The organism is Kitasatospora sp. NPDC001132, from assembly GCF_053598415.1.
On the sequence record NZ_JBSFKF010000070.1, the window covers coordinates 1 to 12,093 of the forward strand.

Genomic DNA, 12,093 nt, shown 5'->3' on the forward strand with positions numbered 1-12,093 from the left:
ACGAGTTGATGGCCGAGCAGCTGGCCACCGCCACCGCCCGGGGCGGCCCCGGCGACCTGGCCACACTCCTCACCGGCAACGACACCTGGACGGTGGACTGACCGTCCGCCGGATCGAGTGGAGCCCCCTGTCCCGCCGGACAGGGGGCTCCGTCGTTCACCGCTCAGCCTCGTTCACCGCTCAGCCTCGCTTGCCGTTCGGCCTCGCCGTACTGCTCGGCATCGCCTACTGCTCGGCCCACTCGGTCAGCTGGATCAGCACCCCGTTCGGGTCGGTGGTCTGGAAGAGCTTCTCGCCCCACGGCTCCTCGCGCAGCGGCAGGGTGATCGCGACCCCCTCCTCGCGCAGGCGCCGCTCCTCGGCGGCGACGTCCTCGACGACGAACGCCAGGATCACGCCGTCCGCGATCCGGTGGCGCTGCTCCTCCGGCAGGACCTCGAGGCCGCGCCGGAGGTAGACGACGTTGAATCCGCCGCCCGGGTGGGCGAGCGAGACGAAGCCGTCGGCCGACATCTCCTCGGTGTAGCCGAAGTGCCGCTGGAGGAAGGCGGCCGAGGCGCTGACGTCCTCAACGGTCAGGGAGACGGCGGTCTTGGTGATCTGCATGGCGGAGCCCTCTCGTCGATGCCTGCACGGTTATCCCGTACGCAGTACACTATACATAGTACGGAGAATCTCGCCAGGGGGTTGCCCGGGAATCCGCTCAGGGTTGCCGGAGAACGGCCGAGGGAGGCTCCCCGGGTGGGGAGCCTCCCTCGGAGGGCGGAGCGGGGCGTGTCAGAACACGCAGGGGATGCCGCCGTCGGACTCCGCGTCGACCATCGGGCCCTGCTGGGGCACGTTGGTATCCGGAGCGGGCGGTGCGGCCGGGGCGCCGGTGGCGGCGGGCTTGTCGGCGGCGCCGCCGGTGAAGGCGGTGCCGAGGGTGACGGTGACGTGGTCGGCGGTGGCGGAGGCGGACTCGGTGGCGGTCACGCCGTAGCGGGCGGCGATCTGCTCGGCCGCGCCCTTGGCGCCCTTGCCGTAGGTGACGGTGGTGGTCTTCGGCTTGGTGGCCGCCGGGCCGGTCCTCCCTTCCTTGAAGCCCATGGCGACCAGGGCCTTGGACTCCGCGGTGGAGGTGACGCCGGGGGCGGAGGAGGCGTTGAAGACGTCCACGGTGACGCTCCTGGCGGCGGTCGGCGGCGTGGTCGCTACGGGCGCGGCCGTCGGGGCGGTGCCCTCGTCGGTCGGGGCCGGCGCCGGGCTGGTGTCGGCGTAGCCGAAGAGCTGCTTGACGATCTTCTGGATCTGCGGCGGGCTGACGATGTTGACGTCCTGGCCGTTGACCTTCCTGAGGTCGGCGACGGGGAGGGTGCGGAACTCCGCGTTGCCGCCGGTGAGGTTGGGGGCCTGCTGGGCGAAGTCCAGGACGTTCCACTCGTTGTCGATGACGAGGTCCTTCTGCACCACGCCCATCAGCTCCTGCATCTTGCCGAGGTCGCCGAGGACGCCCTTCTGCTTCAGGTTGTGCACGACGGAGGAGATGAAGGCCTGCTGGCGGTGGGTGCGGGCGAAGTCGCTGTCGTTGCCGTCGCCGCCGTCGAGGTTGTGGCGCTGGCGGACGAAGGAGAGCGCCTGGGAGGCGTTGAGCCTGTTGACGCCCTTGTGGAAGTCGGCGCCGGAGCCCTGGCCCTCCATGGCCGGGTCCTTGGTGTCGTGGGTGAGGCAGACCTCGATCGGCTGGAGGGCCTTGGCGATGTCGTAGAAGCCCATCAGGTTGACCTCGGCGATGTGGTCGACGGGCTGGTCGAGGAACTTCTGCACGGTCTGGATGGTGGCCGCGCGTCCGGCGTCGCGTCCGGCCTTCTCCAGGTCCGCGCCCTTGAGGCCCTTGGCCTGGAGGGCCGGCGTGGCCTTGTCCTTGGCCTCGCCGTAGGCCTCCTTGATCTTGCGCATGCCGACCTGCTTGCCGTCGCCGCTGTAGGTCATGACGTAGTCGTCGCGGGGTATCGAGACGGCCTGCACCTTGCCGCCGTTCGCCGGGATGTGCAGCAGGATCAGGGAGTTGGTGTTGTAGCCGCCGATGTCGGAGCTGTGGCCGGCGTGCAGCTCGTCCTGGACGAACTCGGGCGGGAGGTCCGTGCCGTCCATGTTCTTGCGGCTGTCCAGGCCTATCAGCAGCAGATTGACCGAGTTGTCCAGGTGTTTGGGGGCGTCCTTCTTGGTCTGGGCGATCGCGTTGGAGGTGGTCATTCCGTCGGTGAGCTGCTTGAACCCGTACCAGACCACCCCGCTGGCGGCGAACACCGCGAATCCCGCGGTGCAGGCCACCACCCGGCCCGCGATCAGCGCGGGGGAGGGGCGGCGGGGGCGGGGGGCCTCGGTGTCGCCCTCGTGCTCGGCGTTGTCAGCCATGCTGCCTCCTCCTCGCCCGGACCAGCCGGACCGCGATCACGATGACGGCCGCGGCCGCGGCCTCGGCCATCACGGGAAAGCCGTGCACCACCCACTTCGCGGCGCCGGTGGCCAGGCCCTTGCCCTGGTACCGGTCGCGGTGGGCGGCCAGTTCGACGACGGCCGTCGCACCCAGGACGACCAGCGGCGACGCGGCGAGCACCCACCACCAGCCGTTGCGGCCGCTCGACGCCGCCGCAAGGCCGGTGCCGAGCACCGCGCCCACCGCGAAGGCCAGTCCCATGCCGGGCCCGGAGAGTTCGTCGACCGCGGCGCCGGCGATCGGTAGCCCGACGGCGAGGGCCGCGGGCAGTGCGGGGCCGCCGGGAAGGGGGCGGGGGTGGCCGACGGGCCCGCTCGCCGCCCGCCGTCGCGCCCCTCGGTCGGCTGACCGTCCTCGTTGCCCCGCCATGCCCTCACCCCCGGTGTTCCCGTGTTCCCTGCGCCCCGGTGGCGCGTCCGCGTCGCTCGTCGCCCACCCGTTCGAACGCATGGACGTCCAAACCTCGGATCGTCCGGATGTCCGGAAATCCGGTCATGACACTGCTCGTTCTGGACGCCGGTTCGGGTCGGCCGGTTCCCGCACGGGGTCCGGCCGGCCGAAATCGGGGAGACGCTTCCGCATGTCTCTACACAGGTGTAGAAGTCGTACGCAGCATAGAGCACACCTGTTCGGTGGGGAGGCCGGGTCGTTTGCGGTCCGGATAAACTACACCGGGCAGTTTTTGAGAGGGTCGGCCGATGCGCCGACGGAGGAGGAGAGCGCCGTGGCGACGACGGGCGGAGCGGGGCGGCCGGAGAAGCGCAAGGCGATCACGCAGGCCGCGACGGTGGTGTTCGGGCGCGAGGGGTACGTCCGGGCCAGCATGGACGCGATCGCGGCCGAGGCCGGGGTGTCCAAGCGGACGGTCTACAACCACTTCGCCGACAAGGAGAACCTCTTCCTGTCGGTGGCCCTGCGGAACTCGGCGGAACTGACCGAGCGGATCCGCGAGTTGATGGCGAAGTACCTCGACCGGGTGGTGGACCTGCGCCAGGACCTGACCGACTTCGCCGTCGAGCGGGCCCGCGCCGTGCTGTCCGCCGGGGAGCACGGCGCGCTCGGCCGGGCGATCCGCGCCGAGGTGGCCAACATCCCGGCGGACGTCCTGGAGGCCTGGCTGGAGGCCGGCCCGGTCGCCTCCCAGCGCGACCTCGCGCAGCACTTCGAGGCGCTCGCCGAGCGCGGGCTGCTCGCGGGCGGGGACGCCGCACTCGCCGCCGAGCAGTTCACCCTGCTGACCTTCCACGGCATCGCCGAGCGCTCTTTCTGGGGCGCGCTCCCGGTGGCGGACGAGGAGGTCCGGCGGGTCGCGACCGTCGGCGTGGACGCCTTCCTGCGGATCCACGGGGTGTCGGCGGCGGCGTCGACGGCACGGGGCTGAACGCACCCGGGCACGCGGACGGGGACGGGCCCGGTCCGCTCGCCGTCGGCGAGCGGACCGGGCCCGGTGATCGGTGTCAGCCCAGCAGCCAGCGCTGGTTCGGGTCCGCGGTGTCGCAGGAGGCCATCGAGACGGCCTGGTAGGTGCCGGGGGCCCTGAGGCACTGTCCGGTGGCGACGTTGCGGACCAGGTACCAGCCGCGGTCCTCGTCGGTCAGCCGCCACTTCTGGTTGGCCGGCATCCAGTCGCCCCGCGGCCGGTTGAGGCCGTCCAGCCCGCCGGGGGTGTCCTGGAGGCGGACCGAGCCCGAGCCGGTGTCGAGGCCGGCCACCTTGCTCAGCCCGTGCGAGATCGCGGTGGTGCCGTCGCAGTAGCCCCAGAACGACCAGGTCTGCGCGGGCGACTGGTTGGCGGTCCACAGGCCGATCGGCTGCCCGTTGACCTCGTTGCCGTTCAGCAGGTCGAGCGCGCCGCCGCCGGAGCCGTTGTGGACGTCCCACCGGGTCGTCAGGGCCGGTGCGGGGGCCTGGTCGCAGGCGTCGGCCAGGGTGGCCGCCTGCGCCGCCGGCGCGCCGGCCACGACCGCCCCCGCGACGGCCGCGACGGCGCCCAGCGAGGCGAGCAGCCTGCGGGTACGGGTGATGGTGCTCATCGGGATTCTCCTTCTGGTGTGGTTGACGGGCCCGGCGTCAGCCGCGCGGGACGGCGAGCGCGGCCCACTGCTTGGGGCCGGGGATGCCGTCGGCGTCCGCGCCGGAGTCGCCGAGCTTGTGCTGCCAGTTGCGGAAGGACTCGCGGTCGGCGTCGGACCACTCGGGCCCGGGGCCCTCGGCGTAGGCGGAGCAGCCCTCGGCGACGAGGCGCTCGCCCATCCGGGTGATGACGTCGCTGTTCCGGCCGTCCTGGAAGAAGTCCGCGCCGGGGAACGGCTCGTAGCCGTCGCCGCCGTCGGCCGCCGGGGCGGAGCCTGTCGGGGCACCGCCGCGGGGGCTGTCGTCCGCGGACGCCTCCTGCCCGAAGTAGAGCGCCCCGGACCGGTCCTTCCACTCCGGGTCGGCGAGGACCACGCCCTCGGCGAAGGCCGGGATGCCGTAGCCGTAGACCCAGTCCGAGCGGCGCTCACGGGTCTTGAGGTAGACGCCGTCGCCCTCGGAGCTGCCCCCGTCGTTGGTGTTGCCCTCGACGGTGGTGATGGTGGAGCTGGTGTAGGCGACGCAGATGCCGGTGTGGCTGCCGCCTCCGGGCCCGAAGAAGACCTGGCCGCCGATCACCGGGTACTCGGTGAAGCGTCCGCGCTCCTTGAACCAGGCGACGCCCTCCGCGCAGGAGGCGCTGACCGGGAAGAGGTCGGCGTTGCCGGACTGCTCGGCGCACCAGGCGACGAAGGTGGCGCACCAGGCCTCGCCCTGGGACCACTCCAGGCCGGCGACGGCGGGGGAGAACTTCTGGATGTTGTTCCAGTGTCCGCCGCTGCGGCCCTCGTGGTAGCCGACCTCGTCTCGGGCGATGCGGATCAGGTCCGCCGCGTTCGAGGACATGGGTGGGGAACTCCTTGTTGCTGGAAGGGACGTGCCGGTCGGGGTCTCAGGCCTTGCCGAAGGTCTGCACGTAGCGGCCCCAGTTGCCGCGCTGGCGGGGCGCGTAGCCGATGCCGATGTAGTTGTAGTCGGGGTTGAGGATGTTCACCCGGTGGCCGGGGCTGTTCATCCACATCTGCATCGCCTCCGGCACGCTGTTGCTCGGGGTGACGTTCTCGGCGGAGGAACGCGAGACGAAGCCGGCGGCCGCGATGCGGTCCCAGGGGCTGCTGCCGTCGGTGCCGTTGTGCTGGGTGAGGTCGTGCGAGGCCATGTCGTTGGCGTGCCGCTGCGCGGCCGCGCTGAGGCGGTCGTCCAGGCGCACCGGCGGGGCGCCGACCCGGCCGCGCTCCGCGTTGACGGCGTTCAGCATCTCGGTGCGGAAGTCGCCACCCGCGCCGGGCTGGGGCTGCGGCTGGGGCTGGGGCTGGGGCTGCTGCTGACCGCCGCTGATGCCACCAGCCGGGACGAGCTGCCAGCGCTGCGCCGGGTTGGCGTCGTCCTGCCTGGCCAGGGTGAGGGGCGAGCCGGGGGCGGCCGCGGTGAGGAAGAGCATGCCCTCGTTGGTGCGGGTGGTGCGGATCCGGATCCAGTCGTTGTCCAGGGGCTCGAAGCACCAGTGCTGGTTGGGCTGGTTGTGCTCGTTGTACAGCCAGGTCTGGCCGATGGAGTAGTTGTAGTCCATGACCATGGCCTGGCCGCCGACGTGCTTGCCGACGGTCAGCTGGGTCTCCAGGAGGAAGCTGCCGTTCTCCTTGGCCCAGAACGTCCAGCCCTGGGCGGTGGTGCCGTTGGACCCCCAGGACTGGATGGCCGTGCCGGCGGAGGTCTGGCTGGAGCGGACGTCGGCGACGGTTCCGTTGGCGGACTTGAGCGTCCAGGTCTGGCCGTGCTGGGGCAGGGTGGGCATGGTGGCGCCTCTCGTCTGTGGTGTCGCCCGGGCCGCCACCGCGGCGGCCCGTGGCCTGACGAGAGAGACACTCCGGCACGGCGGTAGACGGCCGGTCAACGCGCGTAGTCCGGGCCCCCGTTGATGCCGCGTCTACCGCGCCGGCACCTCCCTGACCAGCACGTTTCCCGGTCGGTACGGCGTCTACCCGGCCAGCAGATCCCTGACCTGAGCCGCTTCCTCCGCGAGCCCCAGCCGCTCGAACACCTCCAGCGAGTCGGCCAGGCAGGCCCGGGCCTGGCGCGGGCGGCCGAGGCCCGTGAGCGCGGTGCCGAGCGTGCGCAGCAGGGCGGCCTCCAGGGAGGCGCTGGTGCGGCGGGCGAGGGGGAGGACGGCCTCGGCGGCGTCGACGGCGAGCAGCCAGCGGCCGGCCTCGGCGTGGATCCGGGCGGCGAGGTCGCCGGCCGCGGCCGCGAAGACGGTGACCTGGAGCGCGGCGAACTCCTCGCGGGCGCCGACGGCATGGGCGAGTGCCGCCTCCGGGTCGCCGCACAGCCGCAGGACCCGGGCGAGGTAGTAGCGGCCCGTCGCGGCGGAGACCGGGCCGGAGCGGCTCATCAGCCGGACGCTGCGCTCGGCGGCCTCCCGGGCCTCGTCGAGGCGTCCGGTCTGGGCGGCACTGAAGGCGAACTCCCCGAGCGCGCTTCCCTCGGCGCGCTGGGCGCCGAGGCGGTGGAACAGCTCGGCGGCGCGGCCGGCGTGTTCGGCGGCCTCGGCGAAGCGGCCGTGCGTACGGGCGTTGCTGCCGAGGGTGATCAGGGCCTTCGCGAGGACGCGTTCGGTGCGGTCGTCCTGTTCGGACAGGGCGACGGCCCGGCGGATCTCCTCCTGGGACTCGGCGTAGCGGTTGATGTGCCAGAGCATGCTGCCGCGCAGGTAGCGGGCGAGGGCGAGCGGCCCGTGTTCGCCGCGGGCGGCGGCCTGCTGGGCGACACGTCCGGCGAGGTCGACGATGACGCCGGTCTGGGTGCGTTCGGGCAGGACGGCGCCCATCCGGTCGGCGAGTTCGGCGGCGCGGTCGAGCGGCAGGGCCGGGTCGGCGCAGCCGAGGGCGATCGCGGCGGCGTGGATGTCGGCCTGGTCGCGCATCCAGCGGACGGCTTCGGCACCGTCGGCGATGGGCCGGCCAGGGGAGGCGACGGACGCGCCGAGCAGGCTGAGTTCGGCGGGTTCGGCCTTGCGGGCGGCGAGGTCGGCGTTGCGGGCGGTGGCGAGGCAGAAGTCCAGCAGCCGGTCGGTGGCGGCGGTGCGTTCGGCGGGGCCGTCCTCGGCCGCGAGCCGGCCGCGGGCGTAGTCGCGGACGAGGTCGTGGTAGCCGTAGCGGCCGTAGCGGGGGGAGTGCAGCAGGTTGAGGTCGACGAGGGTTTCGAGCAGGTCGTCGGTCTCGGCCTCGGTGCGGTCGAGCAGGGCGGCGGCGCAGGGCAGCGGGATGTCGGGGGCGTCGGGCAGGGACAGCAGGCGGAAGGCGCGGGCGAGTTCGGGGCTCAGGCGGTGGTAGGAGAGCGCGAAGGTGGCCTCGACCGTGCGTTCGCCGTCGGTGAGTTGGGCCAGCCGGTGCTCGTGGCGCAGCCCTTCGGCGAGTGCCGCGAGGGTGAGCGCCGGGTCGGCGGCGAGCCGGGAGGCGGCGATGCGGACGGCGAGCGGCAGCAGTCCGCAGGCCCGTACGACCTCGTCGGCGGCGGCGGGTTCGGCGGCGACGCGTTCGGGGCCGACGATGCGGGTGAGCAGCTCCAGGGCCTGTTCGGCGGGCAGGGTGTCGAGGCGCAACTGGTGCGCCCCGGCGAGACCGGCCAGCCGGTGGCGGCTGGTGACGAGGACGGCGCAGCCGGCCGAGCCGGGCAGCAGCGGTTCGACGTGGCTGGGGGTGGCGGCGTTGTCGAGGACGACCAGGACGCGCCGTCCGGCCAGGGCGGAGCGGTAGAGCGCGCTGCGTTCGCCGGTGTCCGGCGGGATGTCGGCGGGGTCGACGCCGAGGGCGCGCAGGAAACCGGCGAGGACGGTGCCGGGGGCGGGCGGGGTGCGGTCGGCGCCGCGCAGGTCGGCGAAGAGCTGCCCGTCGGGGAAGCGGGCGCGGACCTGCCGGGCGACGTGCACGGCGAGGGTGGTCTTGCCGACGCCGCCCATGCCGTCCAGCGCGGAGACGACGACGGCCCGCCCGCCGGCTGCGGAGAGCTGGTCGACGAGGGTCTCGACCTCGTCCGCGCGCCCGGTGAAGTCGGGCAGGCCGGAGGGGAGTTGGTCGGGTGCCCAGCGGGTGTCCGCGGAAGCTCCGGCGGGTCCGGCGGTGGCGGGCTCGGGGGTTCTGCCGGCCGGAAGCAGGGCGGCGTCCTCGCGCAGGATGCGCAGCTGGAGTTCGGCCGGGGCCCGGTCGTCCGGAGGCAGTGCGGGGCGGGCGTCCTCGTACACGGCGAGCGCCTCGGCCTTGCGGCCCGACTGGTAGAGGGCGCGCATCAGGACGGCGGTGAGCCGGGGCCGGCCTGGGTGCTCCAGCGCCAGGGCGGCGGCCTCGGCGGTCAGGTCGGTGCGGTCGCCGAGTTCGGCGTCCAGTTCCAGCTGCGCCTCCTTGGCCGAGATCCGCTGCTCGATGAGGAGGGCCCGGACGGCCTCGGCGTGCGGCCCGGGCAGGCCGGCCAGCGGCTCGCCGACCCAGAGCCGCTGGGCCTGCCGCAGCGCCTCCCGGACGTCCCGCGGCGGTGCGCCGGCCTCCCGCAGCCGTCCGGCCTCGGCCAGCAGCGCCTCCCACTCGGTGGCGTCGACCTCGGCCCCCGGCGCCCTGAGCGCGTAGCCGTCGCCGACCCGCACCAAGGGCATCAGCTCCGGGTCGTCCCCGGTGTGGGGCCGGAAAGCGCCGCGCAGCCGGGAGACGGCGAGCTGGACGGCCTTGCGCGGGTCGGCCGGCGCGGCCCCGCCCCACACCCCCTCGACCAGGACCGGGACGGAGACCGTCCGCCCGGCGGCGGACAGCAGGACGGCGAGCACGGCCCGCTGCTGCGGCCGGCCCAGTTCCAGCTCCTGCTCCCCGTACCAGGCCCGCAGCGGACCCAGCAGTCCGAACCGCAGTCCGGCTCCCCCCATGTCACCCATGTCGTGTCCCCACCGTCGTTCCGCGCCGGGATTCCGCCACTTCCGTCCGTGCGGCGGCGCCCCCGTACCCCGGCGACCTATGCTCTGTCCTCACAGATTGTGCACCGGGACGAGGGCTATCGAGGGGTGGGCTGTGCGGCTCGAATTCCGCGTGCTGGGGCCGCTGAGCGCCCGCCGCGACGGGCGGGAGGTCGATCTCGGCCGACCGCAGCAGCGGGCCGTGCTCGCCGCGCTGCTGCTCTCCCCGGGCCAGCTGGTGCCGACGGACCGGCTGGTCGAAGGCCTGTGGGGGGAGGACGAAACCCGCTGGCCGAAGGACCCGGCCGGGCAGATCGGTACCCACGCGCACCGGCTGCGCCGTGCCCTGGGGGAGCCCGGGCTGCTGGTCGCGTCCTCGGGCGGGTACCGGTTGGCGGTGCCGCGCGAGGCGGTGGACCTGTTCCGTTACGAGGCCGGGGTGGCAGAGGCCGTCGCGCTGCGTCACCAGGACGCCTTCCGGGCCCGGGAGCTGCTGGCGGCGGCGCTCGGCGCGTGGGAGGGCTGCCGGGCACTGGACGGCGTCCCGGGAGCGTTCGCCGAGCGGTCGCGGGAACGGCTGGCGGCCGGGCGGTTCGCGGCGGTGAAGGCGCTGCACGACCTGGACCTGACGCTCGGGCGGCACGCGGAGGCCCTGGAGCCGCTGGCCGGGCTGGCGGCCGAGCACCCGCAGGACGAGGAGGTGCACCGGCTGCACCTGCTGGCCCTGCACCGTTGCGGCCGCACCGCGGAGGCGCTGGCGGTGTACGAGGAGCTGCGGGAGCGGCTGGACGGTGAGCTGGGGCTGGAACCGGCGCCCGCGGTGGTCGAGCTGGCGGAGCGGATCCGGCACGGGGACGCCCCGGTGCTGCCGCGGCGGCTGCCGCGGCCGTGCCAGCTGCCGCCGGACATCCCCGACCTGGTCGGGCGGGCGGCGCTGGTGCACGAGGCGGCGCGGGTGCTGCGGGAGGCCGGGGGCGGCCCGGTGGTGGCGGGGCGTGGGCCGGTGGCGGAGTCGTCGGGTCCCGTGGTGGGGCCAGGGCCGGTGGTGGGGCCTGGTCCGGTGTTGGGGTTGTCGGGGCCGGCGGGCAGTGGTGCGTCGGCGCTGGCGGTGCATGTCGCTCACCTCGTCCAGGACGCCTTTCCGGACGGTCAGTTGTACACGGGCGGTGGCGAGCCGTCCGCCGTGCTCGCCGGGTTCCTGCGCGCGCTGGGGGAGCGGCCGACGGCGGACGCGGACGTCGACGAGCTCGGCGCCCGCTTCCGGGAGGCGCTCGCCGGGCGGCGGGTGCTGGTGCTGCTCGACGGCGTGGCCGACCCCGGACCGCTGCTGCCCGGTACGGCCGGTTGCGCGGCGGTGGTCGCGGGTGCGGAACCGGGCACGTTGCCCGAGGGCGCCGTACGGCTGACGGTCGGACCGCTGGAGCCGCACGACGCCTACGAGCTGTTGGCCCGGATCGTGGGCGCGGAGCGGATCCGGCAGGAGCCGGACGCGGTGACGGAGGTGGCCGCGCTCTGCGGCCACCTGCCGGCGCTGCTGCGGACGGCGGCGACGCGGCTCGCGGCCCGGCCGCGCTGGTCGGTGGCCGACCTGGTCAGGTGGCTCGCCGAGCGGGGCTGAGCGCCGGGCCGCGGGGGAAGCGGTTCAGTACGGGTCCGAGCTGCGGAGCGTGTCCGTGAACGGGTTGCTCAGGGGGGTGCGCGGGTTGTCCGGGTTGACGTAGTCGACCCGGAGGCCGCCCAGTGGGGACACCGTCAGGATGGCGGTCTGCTGGGAGTTGGTCTTGTACGTGCCGCGGGCCCAGCAGACGTAGCCGCCGGCGCCGTAGACGACGAGGTTGCCGTCGCCCTGCATGATCGCCTTCTGGCCGCAGCCCTGGGTCCTCGGGGCGACCCACACCGGCGTCGGGTTCCACGTGGCGTACTTGTAGAGGACGAAGTTGCCGTCGCCCTGCATGTACAGCCGGGTGTCGCCGGATTCGAGGTAGTCGCCCGGGTAGAGCACCCCGGGCTCGCTCAACGTCGATCCGTACGCGGTGGCGGCCTGCGCGGTCCCGGCCGAGGTCATCGTCCCGGCCAGCGCCAGCATGCCGGCCGCTATCCCGATGGCCATGTGTCGCAGCGTCTTCGTCGCCTTCATGTTCCCCGTGGACCTCTCTCGTGCTGTCGGCTCTCGTCGTGCTGTCGGCGCCGACGAGGTCTTCGTGGCGTCCGACGGGAAGGAGCATGGAGGGAGGCGGTAGACAAACGATGAACGCGACGCCGGGGCGGTCGGCCCACCCCGACGGCCGGGCCGGGGCCGTTTGGCATGGGCCCGGAGGAGGAGTACTGTTCTCTAGTCGCTCGGCAGGGAGCACCGGACACGCATCGGCGCGGACGGTCCCGGGGCGGCCAATCCTCTGAAACACCACTTCCCAGGTTCGGGCTGGGTCGCGTCGGCATTTCCGCGTCGCGGCTGAGTGCTTATTTGGCGTGCTCGTTTTATCGGGTTGCGGTCGGATTCGCTTTTCGGGGCGGAGATCGGCTAGAGTTTGAAACGTCGGACAGGGCGTCAAGCCCCGGAAGACACCGGCGAGTTGGATGACGAAGCCCCGGAAACGGAGCGGAA

10 protein-coding genes are annotated in these 12,093 nt (G+C 73.6%); 2 read left to right on the forward strand and 8 right to left on the reverse strand.

The window, feature by feature from the left end; translation table 11 throughout:
• Positions 1–225: 225 nt before the first annotated feature.
• The 3 genes from ACWDBE_RS38685 to ACWDBE_RS38695 form a co-directional block, all read right to left on the reverse strand.
• Positions 226–606: a VOC family protein gene (locus tag ACWDBE_RS38685; protein WP_449793552.1), complete on the reverse strand. Its 381-nt coding sequence runs from the start codon at positions 604–606 to the stop codon at positions 226–228.
• Between the two features lie 171 nt (positions 607–777).
• Positions 778–2,397: an LCP family protein gene (locus ACWDBE_RS38690; protein WP_449810320.1), complete on the reverse strand. Its 1,620-nt coding sequence runs from the start codon at positions 2,395–2,397 to the stop codon at positions 778–780.
• Positions 2,390–2,848, reverse strand: a complete 459-nt coding sequence (locus ACWDBE_RS38695; protein ID WP_449810321.1) for a DUF6542 domain-containing protein — start codon at positions 2,846–2,848, stop codon at positions 2,390–2,392. The genes ACWDBE_RS38690 and ACWDBE_RS38695 overlap by 8 nt, the downstream gene beginning before the upstream one ends.
• A gap of 355 nt (positions 2,849–3,203) precedes the next feature.
• Between ACWDBE_RS38695 and ACWDBE_RS38700 the strand changes: the two genes are divergently transcribed.
• A complete protein-coding gene (locus tag ACWDBE_RS38700) occupies positions 3,204–3,860 on the forward strand; it encodes a TetR/AcrR family transcriptional regulator (RefSeq protein ID WP_449793555.1) in 657 nt (218 codons plus the stop codon).
• Positions 3,861–3,936: 76 nt separating this feature from the next.
• Here the strand turns inward: ACWDBE_RS38700 and ACWDBE_RS38705 are convergent, their stop codons facing one another.
• The 4 genes from ACWDBE_RS38705 to ACWDBE_RS38720 form a co-directional block, all read right to left on the reverse strand.
• Positions 3,937–4,512 (reverse strand): RICIN domain-containing protein, encoded by a 576-nt coding sequence (locus tag ACWDBE_RS38705; RefSeq protein ID WP_449793556.1) that lies wholly within the window; start codon positions 4,510–4,512, stop codon positions 3,937–3,939.
• Between the two features lie 37 nt (positions 4,513–4,549).
• Positions 4,550–5,398 carry a peptidoglycan-binding protein gene (locus tag ACWDBE_RS38710; protein ID WP_449793557.1) on the reverse strand — a complete coding sequence of 283 codons (849 nt, stop codon included), beginning with the start codon at positions 5,396–5,398 and terminating at the stop codon, positions 4,550–4,552.
• A gap of 46 nt (positions 5,399–5,444) precedes the next feature.
• On the reverse strand, positions 5,445–6,347 hold the full coding sequence (locus tag ACWDBE_RS38715) for a CAP domain-containing protein (protein ID WP_449810322.1): 903 nt from the start codon (positions 6,345–6,347) through the stop codon (positions 5,445–5,447).
• 183 nt (positions 6,348–6,530) lie between these two features.
• A complete protein-coding gene (locus ACWDBE_RS38720) occupies positions 6,531–9,470 on the reverse strand; it encodes an AfsR/SARP family transcriptional regulator (protein ID WP_449810323.1) in 2,940 nt (979 codons plus the stop codon).
• A gap of 133 nt (positions 9,471–9,603) precedes the next feature.
• Here ACWDBE_RS38720 and ACWDBE_RS38725 point away from each other — a divergent pair, with 133 nt between their 5' ends.
• Positions 9,604–11,106, forward strand: coding sequence for a BTAD domain-containing putative transcriptional regulator (locus ACWDBE_RS38725; RefSeq protein ID WP_449810324.1), 1,503 nt, complete (start codon positions 9,604–9,606; stop codon positions 11,104–11,106).
• A 24-nt stretch (positions 11,107–11,130) separates the two neighbouring features.
• On the opposite strand, the gene ACWDBE_RS38730 is transcribed toward ACWDBE_RS38725, so the two are convergent.
• Entirely contained in the window at positions 11,131–11,598 is a 468-nt protein-coding gene (locus ACWDBE_RS38730; protein WP_449810325.1) for a hypothetical protein, read from the reverse strand.
• Between the last annotated feature and the right edge of the window lie 495 nt (positions 11,599–12,093).

What these genes read in the sequence shown, in the direction of transcription:
- ACWDBE_RS38685 (WP_449793552.1), bottom strand. Translation starts at nt 606, where the DNA reads ATGCAGATCACCAAGACCGCCGTCTCCCTGACCGTTGAGGACGTCAGC.
- ACWDBE_RS38690 (WP_449810320.1), bottom strand. Translation starts at nt 2,397, where the DNA reads ATGGCTGACAACGCCGAGCACGAGGGCGACACCGAGGCCCCCCGCCCC.
- ACWDBE_RS38695 (WP_449810321.1), bottom strand. Translation starts at nt 2,848, where the DNA reads ATGGCGGGGCAACGAGGACGGTCAGCCGACCGAGGGGCGCGACGGCGG.
- ACWDBE_RS38705 (WP_449793556.1), bottom strand. Translation starts at nt 4,512, where the DNA reads ATGAGCACCATCACCCGTACCCGCAGGCTGCTCGCCTCGCTGGGCGCC.
- ACWDBE_RS38710 (WP_449793557.1), bottom strand. Translation starts at nt 5,398, where the DNA reads ATGTCCTCGAACGCGGCGGACCTGATCCGCATCGCCCGAGACGAGGTC.
- ACWDBE_RS38715 (WP_449810322.1), bottom strand. Translation starts at nt 6,347, where the DNA reads ATGCCCACCCTGCCCCAGCACGGCCAGACCTGGACGCTCAAGTCCGCC.
- ACWDBE_RS38720 (WP_449810323.1), bottom strand. Translation starts at nt 9,470, where the DNA reads ATGGGTGACATGGGGGGAGCCGGACTGCGGTTCGGACTGCTGGGTCCG.
- ACWDBE_RS38730 (WP_449810325.1), bottom strand. Translation starts at nt 11,598, where the DNA reads ATGGCCATCGGGATAGCGGCCGGCATGCTGGCGCTGGCCGGGACGATG.